The organism is Micromonospora ureilytica (assembly GCF_015751765.1).
GTDB classification, from domain to species: Bacteria; Actinomycetota; Actinomycetes; order Mycobacteriales; family Micromonosporaceae; genus Micromonospora; species Micromonospora ureilytica.
Map to the genome: position 1 here is coordinate 1,955,475 of NZ_JADOTX010000001.1, position 24,841 is coordinate 1,980,315.

General features: G+C 71.9%; 20 protein-coding genes. 10 read left to right on the plus strand and 10 right to left on the minus strand.

Annotated elements, in window-relative coordinates; translation table 11 throughout:
* Positions 1-105: 105 nt before the first annotated feature.
* Positions 106-687, plus strand: a complete 582-nt coding sequence (locus IW248_RS08560; RefSeq protein WP_196926469.1) for a nucleotidyltransferase family protein — start codon at positions 106-108, stop codon at positions 685-687.
* Here IW248_RS08560 and IW248_RS08565 read toward each other — a convergent pair.
* The 5 genes from IW248_RS08565 to IW248_RS08585 all read right to left on the minus strand — a co-directional run bounded on the left by IW248_RS08565 (position 674) and on the right by IW248_RS08585 (position 6,049).
* The gene (locus IW248_RS08565; RefSeq protein WP_196926470.1) at positions 674-1,342 is read right to left on the minus strand and encodes a TMEM175 family protein; all 669 of its coding nucleotides are present in this window, start codon (positions 1,340-1,342) and stop codon (positions 674-676) included. The genes IW248_RS08560 and IW248_RS08565 overlap by 14 nt on opposite strands.
* 110 nt (positions 1,343-1,452) lie before the next feature.
* Positions 1,453-2,826 carry a GH1 family beta-glucosidase gene (locus tag IW248_RS08570; RefSeq protein ID WP_196926471.1) on the minus strand — a complete coding sequence of 458 codons (1,374 nt, stop codon included), beginning with the start codon at positions 2,824-2,826 and terminating at the stop codon, positions 1,453-1,455.
* A gap of 29 nt (positions 2,827-2,855) precedes the next feature.
* Positions 2,856-3,695: a carbohydrate ABC transporter permease gene (locus IW248_RS08575; RefSeq protein WP_124822604.1), complete on the minus strand. Its 840-nt coding sequence runs from the start codon at positions 3,693-3,695 to the stop codon at positions 2,856-2,858.
* Complete coding sequence (locus IW248_RS08580; protein ID WP_124822603.1) at positions 3,688-4,680, minus strand: carbohydrate ABC transporter permease; 993 nt, start codon at positions 4,678-4,680, stop codon at positions 3,688-3,690. The genes IW248_RS08575 and IW248_RS08580 overlap by 8 nt, the downstream gene beginning before the upstream one ends.
* Before the next feature lie 70 nt (positions 4,681-4,750).
* Positions 4,751-6,049 carry a sugar ABC transporter substrate-binding protein gene (locus IW248_RS08585; protein ID WP_196926472.1) on the minus strand — a complete coding sequence of 433 codons (1,299 nt, stop codon included), beginning with the start codon at positions 6,047-6,049 and terminating at the stop codon, positions 4,751-4,753.
* 237 nt (positions 6,050-6,286) lie between these two features.
* Here IW248_RS08585 and IW248_RS08590 point away from each other — a divergent pair, with 237 nt between their 5' ends.
* Entirely contained in the window at positions 6,287-7,486 is a 1,200-nt protein-coding gene (locus tag IW248_RS08590; protein ID WP_196926473.1) for an ROK family transcriptional regulator, read from the plus strand.
* 227 nt (positions 7,487-7,713) lie between these two features.
* Positions 7,714-9,939, plus strand: a complete 2,226-nt coding sequence (locus IW248_RS08595; protein ID WP_196926474.1) for a discoidin domain-containing protein — start codon at positions 7,714-7,716, stop codon at positions 9,937-9,939.
* A gap of 109 nt (positions 9,940-10,048) precedes the next feature.
* On the opposite strand, the gene IW248_RS08600 is transcribed toward IW248_RS08595, so the two are convergent.
* On the minus strand, positions 10,049-11,371 hold the full coding sequence (locus IW248_RS08600; RefSeq protein ID WP_196926475.1) for a flavin monoamine oxidase family protein: 1,323 nt from the start codon (positions 11,369-11,371) through the stop codon (positions 10,049-10,051).
* A gap of 280 nt (positions 11,372-11,651) precedes the next feature.
* Here IW248_RS08600 and IW248_RS08605 point away from each other — a divergent pair, with 280 nt between their 5' ends.
* Entirely contained in the window at positions 11,652-12,008 is a 357-nt protein-coding gene (locus IW248_RS08605; protein WP_196926476.1) for a YciI family protein, read from the plus strand.
* Between the two features lie 2 nt (positions 12,009-12,010).
* A complete protein-coding gene (locus tag IW248_RS08610; protein WP_196926483.1) occupies positions 12,011-13,234 on the plus strand; it encodes an RNA polymerase sigma factor in 1,224 nt (407 codons plus the stop codon).
* Here IW248_RS08610 and IW248_RS08615 read toward each other — a convergent pair.
* A complete protein-coding gene (locus IW248_RS08615; RefSeq protein WP_196926484.1) occupies positions 13,185-14,849 on the minus strand; it encodes a DUF885 domain-containing protein in 1,665 nt (554 codons plus the stop codon). The two genes, IW248_RS08610 and IW248_RS08615, sit on opposite strands and share 50 nt — an antisense overlap.
* Positions 14,850-14,933: 84 nt before the next feature.
* On the opposite strand from IW248_RS08615, the gene IW248_RS08620 reads away from it, so the two are divergent.
* A complete protein-coding gene (locus tag IW248_RS08620; protein WP_196926486.1) occupies positions 14,934-16,067 on the plus strand; it encodes a carboxylate-amine ligase in 1,134 nt (377 codons plus the stop codon).
* A gap of 19 nt (positions 16,068-16,086) precedes the next feature.
* Here IW248_RS08620 and IW248_RS08625 read toward each other — a convergent pair whose 3' ends face one another.
* Both IW248_RS08625 and IW248_RS08630 read right to left on the minus strand, forming a co-directional pair.
* Positions 16,087-17,871 (minus strand): N-acetylglutaminylglutamine amidotransferase, encoded by a 1,785-nt coding sequence (locus IW248_RS08625; RefSeq protein WP_196926488.1) that lies wholly within the window; start codon positions 17,869-17,871, stop codon positions 16,087-16,089.
* 98 nt (positions 17,872-17,969) lie between these two features.
* Positions 17,970-18,401, minus strand: coding sequence for a MarR family winged helix-turn-helix transcriptional regulator (locus tag IW248_RS08630; RefSeq protein WP_196926490.1), 432 nt, complete (start codon positions 18,399-18,401; stop codon positions 17,970-17,972).
* A gap of 82 nt (positions 18,402-18,483) precedes the next feature.
* Here IW248_RS08630 and IW248_RS08635 point away from each other — a divergent pair, with 82 nt between their 5' ends.
* A complete protein-coding gene (locus tag IW248_RS08635) occupies positions 18,484-20,277 on the plus strand; it encodes an ABC transporter ATP-binding protein (protein WP_196926491.1) in 1,794 nt (597 codons plus the stop codon).
* Between the two features lie 55 nt (positions 20,278-20,332).
* Here IW248_RS08635 and IW248_RS08640 read toward each other — a convergent pair whose 3' ends face one another.
* On the minus strand, positions 20,333-21,256 hold the full coding sequence (locus IW248_RS08640) for a TetR family transcriptional regulator (RefSeq protein WP_196926493.1): 924 nt from the start codon (positions 21,254-21,256) through the stop codon (positions 20,333-20,335).
* 109 nt (positions 21,257-21,365) lie between these two features.
* Here IW248_RS08640 and IW248_RS08645 point away from each other — a divergent pair, with 109 nt between their 5' ends.
* The 3 genes from IW248_RS08645 to IW248_RS08655 all read left to right on the plus strand — a co-directional run bounded on the left by IW248_RS08645 (position 21,366) and on the right by IW248_RS08655 (position 24,652).
* A complete protein-coding gene (locus IW248_RS08645) occupies positions 21,366-22,352 on the plus strand; it encodes an ABC transporter ATP-binding protein (protein ID WP_196926494.1) in 987 nt (328 codons plus the stop codon).
* Positions 22,349-23,974 (plus strand): ABC transporter permease, encoded by a 1,626-nt coding sequence (locus IW248_RS08650; protein ID WP_196926496.1) that lies wholly within the window; start codon positions 22,349-22,351, stop codon positions 23,972-23,974. The genes IW248_RS08645 and IW248_RS08650 overlap by 4 nt, the downstream gene beginning before the upstream one ends.
* 105 nt (positions 23,975-24,079) lie before the next feature.
* The gene (locus tag IW248_RS08655; RefSeq protein WP_196926497.1) at positions 24,080-24,652 is read left to right on the plus strand and encodes a hypothetical protein; all 573 of its coding nucleotides are present in this window, start codon (positions 24,080-24,082) and stop codon (positions 24,650-24,652) included.
* Positions 24,653-24,841 lie beyond the last annotated feature (189 nt).

Sequence of the window (24,841 nt, forward strand, 5' to 3'; positions counted from 1 at the left end):
GATCGTCGTCGCGTTCTCCCGTCCGCCCTGCACCGGCCCAGACTAGCTTTGTCGGTATATTCCGGGGCGAATAACGCGAAGCTCTTCGTACGGGAGGGGACGACGGTGACCGCCGGGCTGCTGCTGGCCGCCGGCGCCGGTCGGCGCTACGGCCGGCCGAAGGCGCTTGTCGAGCTGGACGGCGAGCCGCTGGTGCGGCGCGCGATCCGGTTGCTCCGCGATGGCGGCTGCGCACCCGTGCACGTGGTGCTCGGCGCGGGCGCCGACGAGGTGCCCGACCTGCCCGGCGCGGTGCCGGTCCGGCACGACGGCTGGCCCGACGGGCTGGGCTCGTCGCTGCTGCGGGGCCTGGCCTCGCTGCCGGCCGAGGTCCCGGCCGCCGTCGTGGTCCTCGTCGACCAGCCGCTGCTCAGCCCGGTCGCGGTGCGCCGGGTGCGCGCGGCGTACGCCGACGGCGCGGTCGTCGCGGTCGCCACCTACGCCGGCCGCCCCGGGCATCCGATCCTGCTGGGTCGGCAGACCTGGCCGCTGTTGAGCGGGTACGCCGTCGGCGACCGGGGTGCCCGCGACCTGCTGCGCGACCGACCGGACCTGGTGGTCGAGGTGCCCTGTGACGACGTCGGCTCCCCGGTCGACGTGGACACCCCGGCCGACCTGCTCCGACTCGGCCCGCTCAGCGACGGGTGAGCCAGCGGGGCAGCCCTTCGCTGGTGACCGCGTGATAGGTGATCATGAAGATGACGCCGATCAGGCCCAGCAACGGACTGACGAACCAGCCGAGCAGACCGCTGAGGCCGTACAGGATCAGGCCGGTGACCGGGCGCAGCCGCTGCGTCCGCACGTACTCGGGACTCACCCGACGCTCCAGGAGCGCCGGGTGGCGGTGCAGGTAACCGAAGAACAGCAGCCAGGGGGCCGACATCAGGGCCGCGGCCAGCGCGTACAGGGCGACCGCCGCGCGTTGGTCGTCGGTGTCGCCATGGGTGAACGCCGACGCCAGCACCGCGGTGGGAAAGGGGATGATCACCGCGCCGAAGAGCACGGCGAGGTTGATCCAGCTCAGCGTGAGCGTGGTGCCACGGATCAGCCGCAGCAGCGCGTGGTGGTTGAGCCAGAGCACCCCGATGTAGACGAAGGACACCACGAAGGCCAGGTAGGAGGCGCCCTCACCGAGCAGACCGGTGAGCAGGTCGCCCTCGTGGTACTCCGGCACCCGCAGATCGATGACCAGCAGCGTGATGACGATGGCGAAGACACCGTCGCTGAAGGCCGTCATCCGGTCGGTGGCGGACACTCGCCCCTTGGGATCGGGCTGCTCGACCTCGTCGGGTGCTGCGGACATTGCCGCAGGCTAGCCACTCGGCAACCCGGTCGGTGGCGGTTTCGCCCGATCCGGACGGGAACGGCCGCCCGGGGTCGACACCCCGGGCGGCCGCTCGCCAACCCCCTCGTTCAGGCCACCGGCGTCGTGGTGCCGGTCGTGCGGGCGATCTGGTGGGCGCGAACCAGTTCGGCGTAGCGCAGACCACTCGCCTTCACCGTCCGGCGCTGGGTGGCGTAGTCGACGTGCACCAACCCGAAGCGCTTGTCGTAGCCGTACGCCCACTCGAAGTTGTCCAGCAGCGACCAGACGAAGTAGCCGTCCAGGGGAACCCCTCGGGCCACCGCCGACGCGCACGCGGCCAGGTGCTGCTCCAGGTGGTCGGTGCGTTCCTTGTCCTCCACCGTGCCGTCCGGGGTGACCTCGTCCCGCCACGCCGAGCCGCTCTCGGTGACGATGATCCGGCTCGGCCGGTACTCCTCGTGCACGTCGACGAGCAGCCGCTCCAGGCCCGTCGGATACATCTCCCAGCCCATCGCGGTCTCCACCGAGCCGGGCACCGGCACCTGCCGGGCGTACGGGGCCGCGCCGGTCGGGTCGTCGACCACCAGCTGACGGAAGTAGTAGTTCACCCCGAGGAAGTCCGTCGGCGTGGCGATCACCGCCAGGTCGTCGCCGCGTACCGGCGGCTCGACCCCGTAGGTGGCGATCATGTCGGCGGGGTAGCCGCGCCCGTGGATCGGGTCCAGCCACCACCTGTTGACGTGCCCGTCGGCGCGGCGGGCGGCCGCGACGTCCTCGGGTCGGTCGGTCGCCGCCTCGATCGGGCTGAGGTTGACCACCAGGCCGACCGAGGCCGGCCGGGCGGCGTTGGCGCGGATCGCCTGGGTGGCCAGGCCGTGCCCGAGCAACACGTGGTGCGAGGCGTGCACCGCGCGGGTGAGGTCGCGCTCACCGGGGGCCATGTTGCCCTCCAGGTGACCGATCCAGCACACGCAGAGCGGCTCGTTGACAGTGCACCAGTCGGCCACGCGGTCACCGAGGCGGCCGGCGACCACCGCCGCGTAGTCGGCGAACGCCTCCGCGGTGGCGCGCTCCGGCCAACCGCCGGAGTCCTGCAGGACCTGCGGCAGATCCCAGTGGTAGAGCGTGACGAACGGCCGGATCCCGTCGGTGAGCAACGTGTCGACGAGCCGATCGTAGAAGTCCAGACCGGCTGCGTTGACCCGCCCGACGCCGTCGGGCATGACCCGGGGCCAGGCCACCGAGAAGCGGTACGCGTCCACGCCGAGTCGGCGCAGCAGAGCCAGGTCCTCCGGCCACCTGTGGTAGTGGTCGCACGCCACCGCGCCGGTGTCGCCGTTGTCGACGTTGCCGGGGGTCGCCGAGAAGGTGTCCCAGATGGACGGCGCCCTGCCGTCGACGTCGACGGCCCCCTCGATCTGGTACGCCGCGGTGGCGACGCCCCAGAGGAAGTCGGGTGGCAGCTTGGACAGGTCGGGCACGGGACGGTTCTCCTCTGGGATTGACTGACTCACTTGACCGCGCCGGCGGTCAGGCCGGCGACGAAGTACCGCTGCAGGGCCAGGAACCCGACGACCACCGGGATGCTGACCACCAGTGAGGCGGCCATGATCTGGTTCCAGTAGACGTTGAACTGGGTGGAGTAGCCCTGCAGGCCGACGGCCAGGGTGCGGCTGCCCTCGTCGGTCATCACCGACGCGAAGAGCACCTCACCCCACGCGGTCATGAACGCGTACACGGTGACCGCGACGACGCCGGGCACGGCGGCCGGCAGGATGACCTGGAACAGGGTGCGCAGCGGACCGGCGCCGTCGACCTGCGCCGCCTCGTCCAGACCACGGGGGATCGAGTCGAAGTAACCGACCAGCATCCAGATCGAAAACGGCAGCGAGAAGGTCAGGTACGTGATGACCAGTCCGGTGCGGCTGGCGTACAGCTCGATGCCTGTGGCGTTGCCCAGGTTGACGTAGATGAGGAACAGCGGCAGCAGGAACAGGATGCCGGGGAACATCTGCGTGGACAGCACCGTCACCGAGAAGACACCGCGACCGCGGAACCGGTACCGGCTCACCGCGAACGCGGCGAAGATGGCCACCACCACCGAGCAGATCGCCGCGATGCTCGACACCACAAGGCTGTTCACCAGGTACCGGGCCAGCGGCACTGTGCTCCACATGTCGATGAACGGTTGCAGGGTGGGCCGGCTGGGCCACCAGGTGAAGCCGTTCTGCACGTCCTGCAACGGCTTCGCCGCCGACGTGACCATCACGTAGAGCGGGATGACGACGAAGAGGGTGAGCAGGGTCAGCACGATGCGCCGGCCCCAGCGCTCACCGGCGGTCTCACGCATGGTCGTCCCTCCGACGGTTGGTGATCAGCAGGTACGCGGCCGAGACGACCAGCAGGAACAGCAGCAGCGCCACCGACATCGCCGACCCGGAGCCGAAGTCCCAGGTCTTGAAGGAGCTGCGGTAGATGTGGATGGAGATGAGGTCGGCCTGCTCCGGCGCGGAGCCGCCGAACAGCACGAACGGGGTGTTGAAGTCGTTGAACGTCCACAGGAACAGCACCAGCAGCAGCACCAGGTTGACCGGCCGCAGCATCGGCAGGGTGACCGAGCGCAGCCGACGCCAGAACCCGGCGCCGTCGATCGCGGCGGCCTCGTACAGCTCGCCGGGCACGTTCTGCAGCCCGGCCATCAGGCACAGGAACGCGAATGGCCAGTTGCGCCAGACCGACACGACCAGCAGCGACCAGAAGCTGTTGTCGCCGATCAGCCAGAACGGCCGTTCGTTCAGCAGGCCGAGCTGGTCCACGAGCACGTGGTTGACCAGGCCGGTGTCGCGTTGCAGCAGGAAGCTCCAGGTGATCACGGCGGCGTAGACCGGCAGCGCGTACGGGGTGAGGAACAGCGCCCGCAGGATCGCCCGTCCACGGAACGGCCGTTGCAGGACGACCGCCGCGGAGATGCCGAGCAGCCAGGCGAACCCGACCGAGAGCAGGCTGTAGGCCAGGGTGACCCAGAACGAGTGCAGCAGTTCCTTGCCGGCGGCGCTGTTCAGGTCGAGCGTCGCCCGGTAGTTCTCCAGCCCGATGAAGGGCGCTGTGGACCAGTCGCGGATGTGGAACTGGGTCAGCTCCAGCAGGCTCATCCAGACCCCGACCACCATCGGGACGACGTGGATGGCGAGTTCCAGCACGATGGCCGGTGCGAGCAGCAGATAGGGCAGGAGTGAGCGGCGGGGGCCGCGGGGCCGGCGGGCCGGCCTCCGGGCCGGCGACCCGGCCCGGGGTTCGCGTCGGTCGGCGTCCGGCGCGGTGGTGCTGGTTGCCATCGGGGTCCTCTCGGAGGCGGTGGCCGTGGCCGGGCTCAGCGCCCGACCACGGCCACCGGTGACGCCTGGGTCAGCGCATCTTCTGCTGCGCGTCGGTCAGCTTCGCCTTCACCGACGCCTCGGTGACCGGCTTGCCGCTGGCCGCGTCGGCGAACAGCTCCTTCATCGCGGTGCCGACCAGGGTCTCGAAGGTGCTCTCCTCGGGCACCTGCGGCAGCGGGGCCGCGGTGGTGACCAGGGTCTCCTGGATGGTCTTCTGCTCCGGGGCGCTGAACGCCGGGTCGGAGGCCGCCGTCTTCACCGCCGGCAGCGATCCGTACGTCTTGTTGAGGATCGTCTGCTCCTCGTCGCTGGTCATGAACTTGACGAAGCTCAGCGCGCCGTCCTTGTTCTTGGTGTGCTTGAAGACCGCCATGTTGATGCCGGCGACCATGCTGTTGACCTTCTTGCCGCCGGCCGGCGGGCTGGCCAGGAACGGCACCGGGGCCACCCCGTACGCGTCGGCGGGCATGTTCTGCGTCTTCAGGTTCGACCCGGCGGACTGCCACAGCAGCATGGCGGCCTTGCCGTTGGCGAAGTCGGAGACCGACTGGTTCTGCGCGTACTCGGCGTTGCTCGGGTTGGTGATCTTGTCGGCGGCCATGAAGTCGATGTACCGCTTGATCGCCGAAACGTTCTGCGGGGTGTCGAAGGTCGGCTTGCCGGCCGAGTCGAACCACTCGCCGCCGTACTGCTGGCTGAAGGTGAAGGCGTGGTGGGCGTTCTCCGACGGGTTGGCACCCTCGATCGCCAGACCCCACTTGCCGCCGGTGCTCAGCTTCTTGCCGTACTCGGCGAGCTGCTCCCAGGTGGTCGGCGGTGCGGTGATGCCGGCGTCGGCGAACGACTTCTTGTTGTAGTACAGGCTGTAAGCCATGCTGTAGAGCGGCACGGCGGCCGGCGGCTTGCCGGGGGCGCCGGCGGCGGCGAGCGCGGCGGGCACGATCCGGTCCTTGCCGCCGACGGCCTGCAGGGCGGCGTCATCGAACTCGACGAGCGCGCCGGTGGCCTGCAGCGACGCCGACCAGGTGTTGCCGATGTTGACCACGTCCGGGCCCTTGCCGGAGGCGGCGGCCGCCAGCAGGCGGTTGAGCAGGTCCGACCAGGGGACCACCTCGACGGTGACCTTGATGCCGGTCTGCTTCTCGAACTTGTCCAACTCCGGCTGGAGGGTGGTCTTGTCGGCCTCCAGGCTGGCGCCCTGGTTGCTGGCCCAGTAGGTGAGCGTCTTGGGTGCTGCGGCGGAGTCGTCGCCGGAGCCACCGCAGGCGGTCAGCGAGGCGGCCGCCAGTACGGCGGCGGTGAATATCCCGAGGTGTCGTCTCGACACGGGTCAGCCCTTCCGGTGCGTGGTGGGGGTCCACCGACCTTCGTCGCCGATAGGGGTCGGGGCGACGGGGGCCGGCTGCGGACAGGGGTTCGGGGGTGCGCCGTCGGGGTCCGTCGGCGTTTCCCGGGAGTTACATCACGGCTTAATTTATGTCGTCATTAAAGTTGTTGGCAGGTGGGTCGTCAAGCACGAGGCGGTTACAGTCGCCTCGAACGGCCGACGGGAACGAGGTGACGAGTGGAGCTGGCGCGTGCCACCAACCGCAGCGTGCGGTTGCGCAACCGGTCCGCCCTGCTGACCAAGCTCTTCCTGGACGGCCCGCTCACCAGGCAGGACCTGGTGCGCAGCACCGGGCTGAGCCAGCCAGCGGTCAGCAACGTGGTGGCCGACATGATCGACGAGGGGCTGGTCGCCGAGGCCGGTGCCGCCGAGTCCGACGGCGGTCGGCCCAGCATGCTGCTGCGGATCGCGCCCCGATTCGCCTTCGTGGTCGGCGTGGACGTCGGCGAGACCCGGGTCCGGGTGGAGCTGTTCGACTTCGCGATGACCCTGCTGGCCAGCGTCGAGTACCCGCTCGACCCGGCCCGCACCGAGCCCGACCTGGTGGCCGGGCACGTGCTGGCCGGGATCGACGCGGTGACCGGCCAGGCCGGGGTGGCTCCCGGCAACGTGCTCGGCGTCGGCATCGGCGTCTCCGGCGTGGTCGAGCAGGGCGCCGAGGCGGTCGTGCACGCCCAGGCTCTCGGCTGGGACCGGGTGCCGCTGGAGCGTCTGATCGGCGCCGGCACCGACCTGCCGCTGCACATCGACAACGGCGCGAAGACCCTCGGCCAGGCCGAGATGTGGTTCGGCGCCGGTCGGGGCGCCCGGCACGCCGTCTTCGCGCTGGTCGGCTCCGGGGTGGGCGCGTCGGTGGTGACCAACGGCGCCACCTACCGGGGCGCGTCCAGCAGCGCGGGGGAGTGGGGGCACACCACCCTGGTGTACGGCGGCCGGGCCTGCCGGTGCGGCGCGCGTGGCTGCCTGGAGGCGTACGTGGGGGCGGAGGCGATCATCGACCGCTACCGGGAGGCCCGCCGGGGTCGACAGGTCCCAGGCGAGGACGAGGAGTCCCAGATCGCCGCGCTGGTCGCCGCCGCGGAGACCTCGGCCACCGCCCGACGGGTGCTGGACGACACCGCCGGCTACCTCGGCGCCGGGGTGGCCAACCTGATCAACCTGTTCAACCCGGAGCGTGTGGTGCTCGGCGGCTGGGCGGCGATGGCGCTGGGCGACCTGCTGCCGGCCGTGCGGGAGGCCGCCGGCCGGCAGGCGCTGCGCCAGCCGTACGAACAGGCGTCGATCGAGCTGTGCCGGCTCGGGGTGGATGCGGTGGCGTTGGGCGCGGCCACGCTGCCGATCGCCCGCTTCCTCACCGAGGGCGGCATCCGCCGCTGAGCGCGGACGACGGTAGAGCCCTCGGCAAATTACACGAAAACCGATTCTCGGGATAAATAACGAAGTTATAGATCGATGTCTTGACGCCGTCGCAATGTCGCCGCAACACTCCTACGAGAGCGCTCTCCGACCCGCGACGCCGCATCGGCGGCACCACCCACGGCGCCACGGGGCGAGCCGATCCCATCCGCGCGGCAACCCGTAACCCCCTATCGACAGGCGATGTCATGACATCTCGCGCTACATCCGTACGCCCCCGTCCCCGGGTCGTGCGGCACCTGCTCGTCGGACTCACAGTGGCCCTGGTCGCGACGCTCACGCCGACCGGGACCACGACACCCGCGCAGGCCGCCCCCACCCTGCTGTCCCAGGGCCGTACGGCGACCGCCTCGTCCACCGAGAACGCCGGAACGCCCGCCGCGGCCGCTGTCGACGGCAACACCGGCACCCGCTGGTCCAGCGCGTTCAGCGACCCGCAGTGGCTCCAGGTCGACCTGGGTGCCCGCGCCACCATCACCCAGGTCAATCTGCTCTGGGAGGCCGCCCACGGCCGGGCCTTCCAGCTCCAGACCTCCGACAACGGGTCCACCTGGACCACGATCTACTCGACCACCACGAGCGCCGGCGGCACCCAGAACCTCACCGTCTCCGGCGCCGGCCGCTACGTCCGCATGTACGGCACCGCCCGGGGCACCGGCTACGGCTACTCGCTCTGGGAGTTCCAGGTCTACGGCGAGACCGGCGGCGGCACCAACGAACCCCCGGTGACGCCCACCGACCCGTACAACCCCAACCTCGGGCCGAACACCTTCGTCTTCGACCCGAGCACGCCGACGTCGACCATCCAGAGTCGACTGAACACCCTCTTCACCCAGCAGGAGACCAACCAGTTCGGCCCGCAGCGCTACGCGGTGCTGTTCAAGCCCGGCAACTACACCGCCGACGTCAACCTCGGCTTCTTCACCCAGGTCGCCGGCCTCGGCATGAGCCCGGACGACGTCAACCTCAACGGCCACGTGCGTGCCGAGGCGTTCTGGTTCGGCGGCAACGCCACCCAGAACTTCTGGCGGGCCGCCGAGAACCTCTCGGTCACCCTGCCCGCCGGGCAGACCGTGGAGCGCTGGGCAGTTTCCCAGGCCGCGCCGTACCGACGGATGCACCTGCGTGGCGCGCAGAACCAGATCCAGCTCTGGAACGGCGGCGACGGCTGGTCCAGCGGCGGCCTGCTGGCCGACACCCGCATCGACGGCCTGGTCGTCTCCGGCTCGCAGCAGCAGTGGTACTCCCGCAACAGCGAGTTCGGCAACGGCTGGACCGGCTCGGTGTGGAACATGGTCTTCCAGGGCGTCAACGGCGCTCCCGCGCCGAGCTTCCCCAACCCGTCGCACACCGTCATCCCGCAGACCCCGCAGGTCCGGGAGAAGCCCTTCCTGTACGTCGACGGCACCGGTGAGTACCGGGTCTTCGTACCGGCGCTGCGCACCAACTCCACCGGCACCAGCTGGTACAACAAGACCCCGGCCGGCTCGTCCATCTCGCTGTCGCAGTTCTTCGTGGTCCAGCCCGGCACCAGCGCCGCCACCATCAACGCGGCCCTCGCCCAGGGGCGGCACCTGCTCTTCACCCCGGGCGTGCACCACGTCACCGAGCCGATCCAGGTCAACCGGGCCGACACTGTCGTCCTCGGTCTCGGCCTGGCCACCATCCAGGCCGACAACGGCGCGGTGGGGATGCGGGTGGCCGATGTGGACGGCGTCAAGGTGGCCGGCCTCATGTTCGAGGCCGGCACGACGAACTCGCCGGTGCTGATGGAGGTCGGGCCGTCCGGCTCGTCCGCGAGCCACGCCAGCAACCCGACCTCGCTGCACGACGTGTTCTTCCGCATCGGCGGGCCGCACGTCGGCAAGGCCACCAACTCGCTGACCGTCAACAGCGACAACGTGATCGGTGACCACATGTGGCTGTGGCGGGCCGACCACGCCGCCAGCGGCGTACCGACCGGGTGGACACTGAACACCGCCGACACCGGGCTCACCGTCAACGGCGACAACGTCACCATGTACGGCCTCTTCGTCGAGCACTACCAGAAGTACCAGACCATCTGGAACGGCAACGGTGGGCGGACGTACTTCTACCAGAACGAGCTGCCGTACGACGTGCCGAACCAGGCGGCCTGGATGAACGGGTCGACCCGGGGTTACGCCGCGTACAAGGTCGCCGATTCGGTGACCAGCCACCAGGCGTTCGGGTTGGGCAGCTACAGCTACTTCAACGTCAACCCCGCGGTGGTCGAGGAACGGTCCTTCGAGGTGCCCACCAACTCGAACGTGCGCTTCACGAACATGGTCACCGTCTCGCTCGGTGGCGTCGGCACCATCAATCGGGTGATCAACAACGCCGGTGGCACCGCGAACGCGGCCAACCAGACGGTGTACCTGACCACCTACCCCTGACCGGGGCGCCCGCTCCGGCCCGGTCCTCTGTGACCGGGTCGGCCGGGTAGCACCCAGGGCCGAGGCCGGCCCGGTCCCGCCGAGACCGGGCCGGCTGCGGTCGTGCCGCTCAGCCGGCCAGCACCTCGGCCGCAGCCCGCTCACCGGCACGCACCGCGCCCTCCAGGTAGCCACTCCAGCGGGTGGCCGTCTCGGTGCCCGCCCAGTACACCCGCCCCACCGGCGTCCGCAGGTGCGGGCCGTACGTCCGCCACGTGCCCGGGGTGAGCGCACCGGAGAAGCAGCCCCGGGTCCACTCGTCGGCCGACCAGTCGTACTCGACGAGATCCACCGGGTCCTCGGCTCGTGGTCCGACCACGCCGGCCAACGCCTCCAGCAGGCATCGTCGACGCCGCGCGAGGGACATGCCGCGCAGCGTGGCGGCGTCCGTGGAGTAGCTGAACCCGGTCAGCACCCCGAGCGGTGAGGTCGGGGTGGAGTTGTCGACAGTCTCGGTGAGCGGACCGGCGCTGCTGGTGGCCACCCCGGAGCGCCCGTCGGCACGCCAGAACGGCTCCGGGTACACGGCGTGCACCTTCAGCGCCGAACCCATCGGCATGCGCTGGGTGAGCCCGTCACGCAGCGGGGGCAGCGGCGGGTCGTACCGGATCCGGCCGGCCAGTGCCGGGGCCAGCGCGACCACCACGGCATCGCCGTCCACGCGCCCGGTGTCGGTCCACGCCGTCGCGCCGTCGACTGTCTGTTCGATGGCCCGCACCGGCGCGGCCAGCGTCAGCGCGCCCGGCGGCAGAGCGGTGGCCATCCGTTCGGCCAGCGCCGGCGGCCCGCCCACGATCCGGTCCTGCTGCGCGCCGCCGGCCATCCCCAGCAACGGTCCGGTCCCGCCGGCGCTGCGCAGGTAGAACAGCAGGTGCAACAGGGACAGCTCGTCCGCGCCGGTGGCCAGCAGCCCGCCGGCGAGGACCCGCCCCAGGTAGTCGGCGGTGACGTCGTCCCCGGCCGTGGCGGTGAGCCACCCGCCGAGGGTCGTCCGGTCCCACAGTGCGGCCTCCGGCGTCGCCCAGGGTGCGGCCGGGTCCAGTCGTGCGGCGTACTCGTCGAGCAGGCCGAGCACCCGGCTCACCTGCGTCGACGGCTCGGCCCGGGGCGCACCGGCCCAGAGCACTGTGGGCGCGCCGATCGATGCCGAGGCGAAGGTGGCCAGCCCGTGCTCGGCGACCAGCGCGTACATCCGGTCCTGGGTCGGACCGATCCACTGCGCTCCCAGGTCGAGTTGCGTGAGCTCGGGCAGCCATCGGGTCAGCACCCGACCGCCCACCCGGTCACGGGCCTCCAACACCCGCACCTGGGCGCCGGCGCGGCTCAGCGCCAACGCGGCCGCGAGACCGGAGAAGCCGGCGCCGACCACGACCACCCGCAAGCCGTCGACCACACCGCGGTCTACCCACAACCGGCGCAGGCATGACTACCGGCTCCGGTCGCGGCGCCGGCGGACCGTACCCCCGTCCTTCGTCCTTTGCTCTGCACCCGCCGACGCGCCACCGCGGCTTTGGGCACCGGCGCGTCCGCGGGTGCAGAGCAAAGGGCACGCCGGCACCGGGGCCGGGTCGGCCACCGACAAACTTTCTGCCGGCCTGTCGATCGGGGCGGCGGCCGATCGTATGGAGGATGAGAGGTCGGCGAGAGGCCGGCCGCCCCCGCGAGGAGGAACGATGACGTTGTACCTGCTCAGCATTCATCAGCCGCAGGGTGAGCTGCCGCCGGAGCCGGAGTTCCTGGCCGGTGTGATGCGTCAGCTCGGCGAGTTGCGCGACGAGTTGGCGTCCACCGGGTCGTGGGTCTTCGGGCAGGGCCTGCACGGCCCGGAGACCGCCACCGTGCTGCGGCCCCGCGACGGCGAGATCCTCGTCACCGACGGACCGTTCGTGGAGGGCAAGGAGTACCTGGGCGGCATCACCATCATCGACGTGCCGGACCTGGACGCCGCCCTGGACTGGGGTCGCCGCTACGCGTTGGCGACCACCCTGCCGATCGAGGTCCGCCCCTTCCAGGGTGGGGCCGGGAGCTGACCGTGCCGAATGTGGAGGCGGTGTTCCGCGCGGAGTACGGCCGCGCGGTCGCCGTCCTGGTCCGACTCCTCGGCGACATCGACCTCGCCGAAGAGGCCGTCCAGGAAGCCTTCGCCGTCGCGGTGGAACGGTGGCCGACCACCGGCCCGCCGCCCAGCCCGGCCGGTTGGCTCATCACCACAGCCCGCAACCGGGCGATCGACCGGCTGCGCCGCGAGGCGTCCCGGACCGAGCGGCAGGCCCAGGCGGCCCTGCTGTACGCCGCCGACCCACCCGCGGAGGAGGGACCGGTGCGCGACGACCAACTACGGCTGATCTTCACCTGTTGCCATCCGGCGCTCGCCCCGGCCGCCCGTGTCGCGCTCACCCTGCGGCTGCTCGGTGGCCTGAGCACCGCCGAGATCGCCCGAGCCTTCCTGGTGCCGGAGCCGACGATGGCGCAGCGACTGGTCCGCGCCAAGTCGAAGATCCGCAACGCCGGGATCCCGTACCGGGTGCCCCGCGACGCCGACCTGCCCGACCGGCTGCACGGCGTCCTCGCGGTGCTCTACCTGATCTTCAACGAGGGTTACACGGCCAGCGCCGGCCCGCACCTGGTCCGCGCCGAGCTGTGCGCCGAGGCGATCCGGTTGACCAGGCTGCTGGTGGAGCTGATGCCGGACGAACCGGAGGCGCTCGGTCTGCTCGCGCTGATGCTGCTGACCGAAGCCCGCCGGGCGGCGCGGACCACCGCCGACGGAGACCTGGTGCCGCTCGCCGAGCAGGACCGGCGCAGGTGGGACACCACCCTGATCAGCGAGGGGCAGGCGTTGGTTCGTCGCTGCCTGCGCCGCGACCGGCCTGGCCCGTACCAGATCCAGGCCGCGATCGCCGCCGTGCACAGCGTCGCGCGACGCGCCGCCGACACCGACTGGGGCCAGATCCTCCAGCTGTACGCCCAACTGACCGTGGTCGCCCCCAGCCCGGTGGTCGCGCTGAACCGGGCGGTAGCGCTCGCCGAGGTGGCCGGACCGGCGGTGGCGCTGACCGAGGTGGATCGGCTCGACCTGGACGGCTTCCACGTCTACCACGTGGTCCGCGCCGACCTGCTGGCCCGACTCGGCCGGGGCGGGGAGGCCGTCGAGGCGTACCGGACGGCCGTCGCCCTGACGGACAACGCGGCCGAACGGGCCTATCTCACCGCACGGGGGGCGGCCCTGAGCGCGCGTTTGCCGCCGCCGGGGTAGGCCGGGAATGGAGGGAAGCTTTCAACTCATCCAAGCCCAGCGAACCCAGCTCCAGGGCCTGGCGATGGAATGCCCGCCGGTCGCCGGGGTAGGACGAGCGGCCTGCCAGCCACACGCGCTCACCCGCCTTGTAGGCCAGCGCCTGCCCCGGCCGCCCCAGGTAGCGCCCGAGCTCGGCGGACGCGTACGGCCCCTGGTGACAGCGGTCCCGCAACAGCCGCAGCGCAGCATCCGGCGTCCACACTGCTCCGTCACCGAAGGACATCGGCAGTCGCAGGTGCAGGCCGATGTCGAGCACGACCCGGGCTGCCCGCAGGAGCTGCATGTACAGGTACCCCAGTCGAGCACCCGGCTCTTCATAGAGCCCGAGCTCGTCCATGAAACGCTCGGCGTACAGCGCCCAGCCCTCCTGACTGCCGGAGAGGCCGCCGAGCAGGTTCAACCGCTGCCCGAGGCCTCCCCGGCAGACCTCGGAGCCGAGGTGGAGGTGATGGCCGGGAACACCCTCGTGATAGGCGGTGCTGTAGGCGTACCAGGTGGGGAAACTCGCGGCGTCCTCGGGGACCGACCACCAGACCCGGCCCGGCCGCGTCAGGTCCCGCGACGGCCCGATGTAGGCAATGCCGGACGAGGTGGTCAATCGCGACTCGATGCGCCGTAGAGGGGCGGGGATGTCGAAGTACACACCGTCCAGCCGTTCGGTGGCGGCCTCCAACAGCTCCTGCAGCCACGCGGCGAACGCCTCCCTGCTGTGCAGCGTGCCGGGTGCGTCGGGGCTGGCGAGCCGGGCAAGCACCTCCGGCACGCTCCCGCCCAGGGCCTTCGCTTCCGCGATCAGCTCTGCCTCTATCGCTTCGAACTCGTCCCAGCCCCACTCGTACAGCTCGCGCAGGTCAGGCTGGGCCGCGAGGAAGGTGCGCACCCAGAGTGCGTACCGCTGCGGGCCGAACGTCTCCTCCTCGACGGCCTGTGGTGCCAGGTCCGCGGTCAGCATCCCGGTCAGTTTCTGGTACGCCTCTCGGGCGTCCGTTGCTGCGACCTGCAACGACGCCCGCTGACGCCCCTCGCCGTAGCGATCCACCAGGGCGGCATCGTCGGCGATCCAGGTGCGGCAGCGCTGCCTGACGAGCTCCACCTGACGCCGCGCCGGCAGATTGCCGCGCTCTGCGGCGAGTAAGAGGCTGCGGGCGTACCCGTCCAGGGTGGCGGGGATCGCGGCCATGCGTGCGCCGACACGGGCCCAGGCCTCCTCGAAAGCCGCGCCCTCGGTGTCGCGGCTGGGAACCGCGGCCTCGACGGCCTGGCGGATGAGCTGAAGCGGACCGGTGGCGGCCGTGTGCAGTTCGCGCAGGTCCTCCCCGGCGTCGTGGAAGGCGATACGCGTATGCAGCCGTTCGGCGAGGTGGGCGTGCAGCGGGCCGGCGGCCGGCGGTGCGTCACCCAAGCTCTCGAGTTCGCGCAGGGCGCGGGCGGCGAGGTCGGCGCGGGCCTGGTGGCCCTCCGGGCTGTAGTCGGTAAGCCCGTCGACATCCTGCTCGCCAGCCTCGACGACCGCTGTGCAGGGGTCCAGGCTTGCCATGTCGCACAGGAGTCGATCCGCGAAGTCCTCGATCACGGGAACAATGCTAGGGCGGGTGTTTGTCATCGGGGTAGGCCGGGAAACCGAGGCGCCGGCCGCAGCAGTGGATGGGGAGGGCCCATGGCGTACCGTCCGACCGCCGCCGACGCCGTGCCCGACCTGTCCACCCTCACGCTCGGCGTGGAGGAGGAGTACCTGCTGCTCGACCCGGACAGCGGACGGAACCTGCCGGTCGCCGACCAGGTGCTCGCCGCGCTGCGCGGCCCCGCCCGGGACCAGAGCCGCCAGGAGTTCCGGCACAGCATGGTGGAGATGGTCACCCCGGTCTGCGCCGACCTCACCGAACTTCGCACGCACCTGGTGGCGTTGCGTCGCTCCGCCGCCGGGGCCGCCACGGCGGCCGGGGCCCGACTGGTGGCGGTCGGCGCCACCCCGGTGGCCGAACCGCACCGGACGGTCCCCGACGAGCCGCGCTACCACGCGATGTCCCGCCGGTACGGGCCGGTGGCGCACGACCCGGCGGTGTGCGGCAGTCACGTACACGTCGGGCTGCCCGACCGGGAACTGGCCGTGCAGGTTTGCAACCACCTGCGGGTGTGGCTGCCGGTCGTGCAGGCGATCACCACCAACTCCCCGCTGCACGACGGGTACGACACCGGGCACGCCAGTTGGCGCTCCATGCAGTTGGAACGCTGGCCCAGCATCGGGCCGACGCCGTACTTCGACTCCGCCGCCGACTACGACCGCACCGTCGACCAGCTGATCGCCGCCGGCATCATGCTCGACGCCGCGATGGTCTACTGGTACGCCCGTCCGTCGTCGACGTACCCGACGGTGGAGGTGCGGGTCGGTGACGTCTGCACCGAGGTGGACGACGCGGTGCTGGTCGCCGCGCTGGTCCGGTCTCTCGTGGCCACCCTCGCCGACGACGTACGCGCCGGGGTGACCGCCCCGAACGTGCGGGACTGCCTGGTCGCCGCGGCGCACTGGCGGGCCGCCCACGACGGGCTCGACGGCCAGCTGATCGACCTACGGGCCGGTGGCACCCGGCCGGCCTGGGCACTCGTCGACGAGCTGATGGCGGTGATCGCCCCGGCTCTGCTGCGCCACGGCGACCTCGGGTACGTGTTGGCCCAGCTCGCCCGGCTGCGCCGCGACGGCACCGGTGCCACCCGGCAGCGGCAGGTGCTGGCACGCGCCGGGGACCTGCACGCGGTCCTCGACGACCTGATCGTCCGCACCGCCGCCGGCTGACACGCGCCGGGCCGGCGGCTCAACGGATGTCGTGGGTCTGGAGCCACAGCTCCAGCAGGCCGAGCTGCCACAGCTTGTTGCTGCCGGCCGCCGCCTCCGCCCGGTCCGGCTCGGCGAGTAGATGGGCCACGTACTCCGGTCGGAACAGCCCCCGCTCACGCGCGGCCGGCGCCTGCAACGCCTCGGCCACCAGCTCGCGCACCGGGCCGTCCACCTTGCGCAGCGCCGGCACCGGAAAGTAGCCCTTGCGCCGGTCGATCACCTCGGCGGGCAGCACCTCACGGGCGACCTCCTTGAGCACGCCCTTGCCGCCCTGGGCGACCTTGTGCTCCGGCGGGCAGTGCGCGGCCAGGGTGACCAGGTCCTGGTCGAGGAAGGGCGTGCGCACCTCCAGACCCCACGCCATGCTCATGCTGTCCACCCGCTTGACCGGGTCGTCGGGGAGCATCAGGTGGGTGTCCAGGCGCAACACGGCGTCCAGCGCGGTCTGCGCCCCCGGCGCGGCCAGATGCCCGGTGAGCAGGTCCCTGCTGGCGTCCTGCTCCAGGGCGTATTCCCTGCCGACGATGCGGCGCAGCTCGTCGTGGCCGTGGTCGAAGAACGCGGCGGCGAACGTCTCGGCGGCGCCGTGCCGGGGCGTCCCCACCAGTGGTTGGTGGTAGCCGTAGCCGGCGAACACCTCGTCGGCGCCCTGCCCCGACTGGGCCACCTTCACGTGTCGCGCCACCTGCTCGGAGAGCAGGTGGAAGGCGACCACGTCGTGGCTGCCCATCGGCTCGGTCATCGCCAGCACGGCCCGTCGGACCGCGGGCACCAGGTCGTCGTCGGCCAGTCGGATCCGGTGGTGGTCGGTGTCGTACGCGCGGGCCACCAGGTCGGAGTAGTGGAACTCGTCGCCGGACTCGCCGTTGCGGCTGTCGAAGCCGATGCTGAACGTTTGCAGGTGTTGCTGCCCGGCCTCGGCGAGCAGCGCCACGATGAGGCTGGAGTCCAGTCCGCCGGAGAGCAGCACCCCCACCGGCACGTCGGCGACCAGCCGTCGACGTACCGCCGCGCGCAGCGCGTCGCCGATCGTGGCCCGCCAGTCGGCGGCATCCATTCCCGAGTCGGCGGGCTCCCGCACGTAGTCGGGTCGCCAGTAGACCTCCTCGCGGCTGCTCCCGTCCGCCTCGATCACCCGCAGGGTGGCCGGCGGCAGCTTGCGCACGCCGCGCAGCACGGTGCGCGGCGCGGGCACGATGGAGTGCCAGGACAGGTAGTGGTGCAGCGCCACCGGGTCGATGCCGGTGTCGACGTCGCCGGCCCGCAGCAGCGCGGGCAGGGTGGAGGCGAACCGCAGCCGCCCCGGTGTCTCGGCGAGGTAGAGCGGTTTGATGCCGAGCCGGTCGCGGGCCAGGATCAGCCGCCGCCGGGCCCGGTCGACCAGCCCGATCGCGAACATGCCGACCAGGTGGTCGACGAACCGTTCACCCCAGTGGGCGTACGCCACCAGGATCACCTCGGTGTCGCTTGTGGAGTGGAAGGCGTACCCGGCGTTCCGCAGCTCTTCGCGCAGCTCGGGGTAGTTGTAGATGCATCCGTTGAAGACCAGCGCCAGGCCCAGGTCGTCGCGGACCATCGGCTGCCCGCCCGCGTCGGACAGGTCGATGATGGTCAGCCGGCGGTGCCCGAGGGTCACCCAGCCATCGGCGAACAGACCCTCGTCGTCCGGGCCGCGTGAGCGCATCGCCTCGGTCATCCGGGTGACCGCCGCCGCGTCGGGCGAGCGGCCGTCGAATCGCGCCTCCCCGCTGATCCCGCACATCAGCCGGGCCTCCCGTCACCTCGCCCCCGACCGGTGCCGGCCGGTCCCGCCGACCGGACGGGGCCGCTGGCTACCCGGGGGCGCGGTGGGCAAACCCGTCAGCCGCGCAGGGTGCGCAGGATGCGGACCAGCTCGACGCGATCGGTGTCGTTGAGGTGGCCGAAGAAGCGGTCGGCCTCGGCCCGACGCGCGGCCCGGATGGCGGTGCTGACGCGGTCGCCCTCCTCGGTGAGCGCGACCAGCGTCGCCCGCCGGTCGGCCGGGTCGGGTCGGCGCTCGACCAGCCCTCGGGTCTGGAGGTCGTCGACGACCTCGGTCGCCGAGCGGGGCGCGATGCGCAGGTGCTCGGCGAGGGTGCCGGGGCGTACCTCGCCGTGCCGGGCCAGCACGCCGAGGGCCCGGGACTGGCTGGGGGTGACGTCCCAGGGCGCCAGTGAGTCGCGGGTCTGCCGGCGCAGACGGGACGCCACGGCCCAGAACGTCTCCGCCAGGCTCTCGTCGTCGGCGCTGTCGACGGTGTGCTCGGTCACCGGAATACGGTAGCAGGATATGTGGTTGCTCCCTCATGATGAGGTAACCTCAGCAATATTGCCGACGAAAGGTAGTGCCCCCTTGGAACCCACCCCGAAGGGCCGCGACCGCGGCCACCGCACCCTCAGCGCCGAAGAGAAGGCGCAGGCCCGTCAGGTGTCGCTGCGCCGCATCGGCCGCCTGTTCAACCCCCACCGGCCCGCGCTGGCCGCCGTCACCGCGATCATCGTGGTCTCCTCGATCATCGCGATGGCCACCCCGTTCCTGCTGCGCGCCGTCATCGACCGCGCCCTGCCGCAGGGCGACGTGACGCTGCTGGTCTGGCTGGTCCTCGGCATGGTCGCCGTCGCGGCCGTGACCTCCGCGCTCGGTGTCGTGCAGACCTGGATCTCCACCCAGGTCGGCCAGCGGGTCATGCACCGGCTGCGCACCGACGTCTTCAGCCACCTCCAGCGCCAGTCACTCGGCTTCTTCACCCGCACCCGCACCGGCGAGGTGCAGTCCCGGATCACCAACGACATCGGCGGCATGCAGTCGGTGGTCACCTCCACCGCCACCGCCGTTGCCGCCAACCTCACCACAGTGGTCGCCACCACTGTCGCCATGGTCGCGCTCTCCTGGCAGCTCTCCCTGGTCTCGCTCGTGGTGCTGCCGCCGGCCATCTGGCTGACCCGTCGGGTCGCCCGGATGCGCCGCGAGATCACCGCCCAGCGGCAACGCGAACTCGCCGACCTCAACGTCACAGTCGAGGAAGGGCTCTCGATCAGCGGCGTACAGCTGGCCAAGACCCTCGGCACCGGCCCCGCGCTGATCGACAGGTTCACCGCCTCCTCGGCCCGCCTGGTCGACCTGGAGCTGCGCAGTGAGCTGGCCGGCCGCTGGCGGATGGCCTCGATGAGCATCATCTTCGCCGCCGTACCGGCGGTCATCTACCTCGCCGCCGGGCTGCCCGGCACCGCCGGCACGCTGAGCATCGGCACCCTGGTCGCCTTCACGGCCCTGCAGGGCGGCCTGTTCCGGCCGCTGATGGGGCTGCTCAACGTGGGCGTCTCGCTCACTGCGTCGCTGGCGCTCTTCGCCCGGATCTTCGAATACCTGGACCTGCCGGTCGACGTGGCCGACCCCACCGAGCCGGTCCGCCTCGACCCCACCCGGGCGCGCGGCCACCTGCGCCTGGAGGACGTCACCTTCGGCTACCCGGGCAGCGACACCGCCGCCCTCGCCGGGATCACCCTCGACGTGCCCGCCGGCACCAGCCTCGCCCTGGTCGGCGAGACCGGCTCCGGCAAGAGCACCCTCGCCGGGCTGGTCAGCCGGCTGCACGACCCGACCGCCGGCCGGATCACCGTCGACGGCGTCGACCTGCGCGACCTGCGCCTGGCCGACCTGGCCGCGATCGTCGGCGTGGTCAGCCAGGAGACGTACCTGCTGCACACCACCGTCCGGGAGAACCTGCGCTACGCCCGGCCGGAGGCCACCGACACCGAGATCGAGGACGCCGCCCGCGCCGCCCAGATCCACGACCTCATCGCCGGGCTGCCCGACGGGTACGACACGGTGGTCGGCTCGCGCGGCCACCGGTTCTCAGGTGGTGAGAAGCAGCGCCTCGCGATCGCCCGGACGCTGCTGCGTGACCCGCGCATCCTGGTCCTCGACGAGGCCACCAGCGCGCTGGACACCGAAACCGAACGTGCCGTGCAGCGGGCCTTCGACGTGCTCGCCCAGGGGCGCACGACGATCACCATCGCGCACCGACTCTCCACGGTGCGCGACGCCGACCAGATCGCGGTGCTCGACCACGGTCGGATCGTCGAGGCCGGCACCCACGACAGCCTGCTGGACCGCAACGGCCGCTACGCCACGCTGGCGGCCTGAACACCGGCTCACAGCAGGCTTACAACCGTCTCGAAACAGTCTTAGAACTGTCTCGTTATTGCGCGGTCAGGTGGCGGTAGACAGTGGCCCGCGAGACACCCAGCGCCGCGGCGATCGCGTCCACCGAGTGGGTGCCCGCCGCGTGCATCCGCCGGGCCGCCTCGACCTGCTCGCGGCCCAGCGCGGGCGGCCGCCCCGGCCGCCGACGCCGGCTCGCCGTTCCCGCGCCGCCGGCCACGGTCGGTGGCGTCGTCGGGATCGCGCCTCCCGGGGCCCTGTCCCTCGTTGTCGTGTGCGTCGGGGGTTCGCGCCTCGACGGCGGGATCGTCGCGGCCGTGCGCGGCCCGGCTGCGGCGTCCTCGTGCGCCCCGGCCCCGGCCTCCTCGTGCGCCCCGGCCCCGGCCTCCTCGTGCGGGCGGGGCGCCGCGTCCGCGGGCAGTGGGGCCAGCAGCCGGCGTGCGCCGTCGAGCATGTCGGCGCGCAGCACCTCGTCGGACACGTCGGTGAAGAAGACGACCGGATCGCTGCAGGCGCCCACCGCCTGCACCGCGAGGACCCGCTCGCGACGCCCGGCGTTCGGCCCGGCGATGAGGTCGTTGGCCCGCATCGCGACCTCCATGAGGCGGTGGTACGTGTCGCCCCGGCCGATCAGCGCGATGTCGTGGAAGAGCATGCCGAGCGGCCGGCGATGGGCGAGCATGATGTCCAACCAGCCCTCCAGCACCGTCCACCGGGCCCGCTCGGTGGGCTGACTCTGGGCCGAGTCGAGCAGCGCCTCCAGGTCCGCCACCAACGGCTCGACCAGGGCGGCGAGCAGATGCTCCTTGGCCGGGAAGTGGTACAGGATCGCAGTCTTGGTGAGCCGCAGCCGCTCGCCGATCTGGCGCAGCGAGGTGCGCTGGTAACCGTGTTCGGCGAACAGGTCGAGCGCGGCGCGCAGGATCCGGGTGCGGGTGTCGTCCGCGGGATCGGCGGTCATGCCGGCCAGCCTAGCGACGTCCTGACCAGTGGGCACCGTCACCGTTGATTCGACTGACCAACGGTCAGTACAGTGGTGACGGTCGACGCATCCAATGGCAGGAGGGGCGATGTCCGTCATCTCGATCGGCAACCTGGTCAAGACGTTCGGCGCCATCCGGGCACTCGACGGGCTGGACCTGCACGTCGAGCAGGGGGAGGTGCACGGCTTCCTCGGGCCCAACGGCTCCGGGAAGTCCACCACCATCCGCATCCTGCTCGGGTTGCTCCGCCGCGACTCCGGCGACGCCCAGGTGCTCGGCGCCGACCCGTGGCGCGACGCGGTCCGCCTGCACCGCCGGCTGGCCTACGTTCCGGGCGACGTCAGCCTCTGGCCCAACCTGACCGGCGGGGAAGCCATCGACCTGCTCGGTCAACTGCGCGGCGGCCTCGACCGACGCCGCCGGGACGAGTTGCTGCAGCGCTTCGACCTGGACCCGACCCGCCGCTGCCGCACCTACTCCAAGGGCAACCGGCAGAAGGTCGCCATCGTCGCCGCCTTCTCCTCCCCGGTTGAGCTGTACGTGCTCGACGAGCCGACCTCCGGCCTCGACCCGCTCATGGAGGCGGTGTTCCAGGACGAGGTCCGACGGGTCAAGCGGGCCGGCGCCACAGTGCTGCTCTCCAGCCACGTCCTTGCCGAGGTCGAGGCGCTCTGCGACCGGGTCAGCATCATCCGCGAGGGCCGCACCGTCGAAACCGGCACCCTCGCCGAGCTGCGCCACCTCACCCGCACGGCGGTGACCGTCGAGACCGCCCGCCCGGTCACCGGCCTGGACGCGCTGCCCGGCGTGCACGACGTGCACGAGGTCGACGGCCGTACCCACCTGGAGGTCGACCCCGCCCACCTCGACGAGCTGCTCGGCCAGCTCATCCGCTTCGGCGTCCGCGCGCTGACCAGCACGCCACCCACCCTGGAACAGCTCTTCCTGCGCCACTACGGCGACGACCCGGCCGCCGCTGCTACAGGCGCTCCCACCGGCGCCTCGGGCGCTCCCGCCGCTGGTGCCTCCGGCGCCGATGCGCAGGCTGACGCCCCGCAGGCCGGTGCCCGGTGAGCGCCCTCACCGGCACGACCCGGCTGGCCCGGCTCGTGCTGCGCCGCGACCGGATCCGCCTCGCCATCTGGATACTCGGCACGCCACTGCTCGGCTACGCCCTGGCCGGCAGCGTCGCCGGCATCTACCCGGACCAGGAGGCCCGGCTGGGCTACGCCACCACCTCCGCGTCCAGCCTGGTCGCCCGCGCCTTCAACGGTCCCATCCACGGCACCGACCTCGGCGCCGTGGTGGTCGCCGAGACGTACGTGACGCTTGCCCTGATCGTCGCGCTGTTGAGCACCTTCGCGGTGACCCGGCACACCCGCCAGAACGAGGAGACCGGCCGGGCCGAACTGCTCGGCGCCAACGTGGTCGGCCGGTACGCGCCGCTCACCGCCGCGCTGCTCGTCATCGTCGCGGCGAACGCCCTGGCCGCCGTGCTGCTCGCGGTCGCGCTGGTCGGCGCTGGTCTGCCGCTCGCCGGCTCCGTCGCGGCCGCGGGCGCGATCGGCGGCGTCGGGGTCGCCTTCACCGCGATCGCCGCGGTCACCGCCCAACTCTCCGTCACCGCACGCGGCGCCAACGCGCTCGCCGCCGCCACCGTCGGGCTCGCCTTCGTGCTGCGCGCCGCCGGTGACGTGCTCGGCGAGCAGAGCGCCGACGGGACCCGCGTGCGGAGCGCCTGGCCGTCGTGGATCTCGCCGCTCGGCTGGGGCAATCAGGTACGAGCCTTCGACGGTGAACGCTGGTGGGTGCTCGCCCTGCCCGTCGCGCTGCTGCTCGCCGGGGTGGCGCTGGCGTACGCCCTCGCCGAGCGACGCGACCAGGGCGCCGGGCTGATCGCCCCCCGACGCGGCCCGGCCACCGGTGCGCCACGGCTGCTCAGCCCCAGCGGGTTGGCCTGGCGGATGCAGCGCGGCACACTGCTCGGCTGGGCGGTCGGGGTGGCCGTGCTCGGCCTCTCCATGGGCGTCGCCGCCGACGAGTTCAACGACATGATCGACGCGAATCCGGCCGCCGCCGAAGCGATAAACGCGATGGGTGGCGGCGCCGACCTGATCAACGCGTACCTGGCCGCGATGCTCGGCCTCTTCGCCCTGACCATCGGCGCGTACGTCGTGCAGGCCCTGCTGCGCGTACGCGGCGACGAAGCCGACGGGGTGTTGGAGGCGGCCCTCGCCACGGCGGTCAGCCGCACCCGCTGGCTCGGCACCCAGGTGCTCGCCGCGACACTCGGCGCGGTCGCCCTGCTGCTCCTCGCCGGCGTGACCACCGGCCTCGGCTACGGCATCGTCACCGGAGACCCGCTCGGCCAGGCCGTCGAGCTGGGTGGTGCCGCGCTGCTACGCCTGCCCGCCCTGCTCGTGGTGGCCGGGGTGGTGACCGCGATCTTCGGGCTGCTGCCCCGCTGGTCGGTGGTGCTGTCCTGGACGGCGCTGCTGGTCTTCCTGCTCCTCGGGCAGCTCGGCGCGGTACTGGAGCTGCCGCAGGCCGCGCTCAACGTCTCGCCGTACACCCATGTGCCGGCCGTGCCCGCTGTCGACCCGGCGGCGCTCCCTCTGGTGGTGCTGGCGACGGTGGCCGCGGCCCTGCTCGCCGTCGGCGTGGCCGCCTTCCGCCACCGCGACGTGCCGTCCTGAGTCGCGGGTCGGGCGCCCCGGTGATCGTTGGCAGCTGAGCGATTCGACACGCCGACGTCAGCGCAGAGGGTGAGGGGGTTGCCCGGGGCTGGCAGCCTCGACCGCGTGAGCGACCTTCAGACGCAGCTTCCGGCTCTCCTCGGCGTACTGGTTGGCACCCTGGGCACGATCCTCGCCACCTCCCTGGCCGACCGCGCACGGTGGCGGCGCAGTCAGAGCGTCCGCTGGGACGAGCGCCGGCTCGACGCGTACGTCGACTACGCGCACGCCCTCAAGGAGAGTCACGCGGTGGCGCTGCGACTGACGGCTGAGCACCGGCCGGGATCGCGGAGCCACCCCATCGATCGCGAGGAGGGCCTGGCCCGGCTGGCTGAGGCGGACGCTCGGCGCACCATCGTCTGGGAGAATCTGCTGCTGCTCGGCGACGAGCCGACGGTTGTCGCCGCCGCCAGCTGGCGGGACGCGATCTGGCAGGTCGAACGGCTCGCCCGGGGAATCGTCGAGTCGCCGTCGGACGTGGTGGAGATGCTGACCCGGGTCGACGAGGCCCGCGACGGGTACTACCGGGCCGCCCGGCACAGTCTCGGAGTACGCGGGGGGTCGGTGGAGCAGTCCGCGACGTTGCGGCAGGCGTTGGTCGACCGGTCCACCGCGGCGTCTGAGGTGCCCGCCGCCTGAGTGCGGCGGTGCCGGAGCGGTTTCCCTGGCGGTCGCGGCGTCCCGACGGCCGACCGGTACCTGACACCATCCACGGCCGTGCAGGGGGTTGTCGCACGCTACCGCGACACTGAGGCTTCCTCGATCGGGGAGGTGCCTCGTGCCGTATGTCAGGTCACACACCAGGAAGGGTGGCGCGCGGGTTCGGGC

What these genes read in the sequence shown, in the direction of transcription:
- IW248_RS08565 (WP_196926470.1), bottom strand. Translation starts at nt 1,342, where the DNA reads ATGTCCGCAGCACCCGACGAGGTCGAGCAGCCCGATCCCAAGGGGCGA.
- IW248_RS08575 (WP_124822604.1), bottom strand. Translation starts at nt 3,695, where the DNA reads ATGCGTGAGACCGCCGGTGAGCGCTGGGGCCGGCGCATCGTGCTGACC.
- IW248_RS08580 (WP_124822603.1), bottom strand. Translation starts at nt 4,680, where the DNA reads ATGGCAACCAGCACCACCGCGCCGGACGCCGACCGACGCGAACCCCGG.
- IW248_RS08595 (WP_196926474.1), top strand. Translation starts at nt 7,714, where the DNA reads ATGACATCTCGCGCTACATCCGTACGCCCCCGTCCCCGGGTCGTGCGG.
- IW248_RS08605 (WP_196926476.1), top strand. Translation starts at nt 11,652, where the DNA reads ATGACGTTGTACCTGCTCAGCATTCATCAGCCGCAGGGTGAGCTGCCG.
- IW248_RS08620 (WP_196926486.1), top strand. Translation starts at nt 14,934, where the DNA reads ATGGCGTACCGTCCGACCGCCGCCGACGCCGTGCCCGACCTGTCCACC.
- IW248_RS08625 (WP_196926488.1), bottom strand. Translation starts at nt 17,871, where the DNA reads ATGTGCGGGATCAGCGGGGAGGCGCGATTCGACGGCCGCTCGCCCGAC.
- IW248_RS08640 (WP_196926493.1), bottom strand. Translation starts at nt 21,256, where the DNA reads ATGACCGCCGATCCCGCGGACGACACCCGCACCCGGATCCTGCGCGCC.
- IW248_RS08645 (WP_196926494.1), top strand. Translation starts at nt 21,366, where the DNA reads ATGTCCGTCATCTCGATCGGCAACCTGGTCAAGACGTTCGGCGCCATC.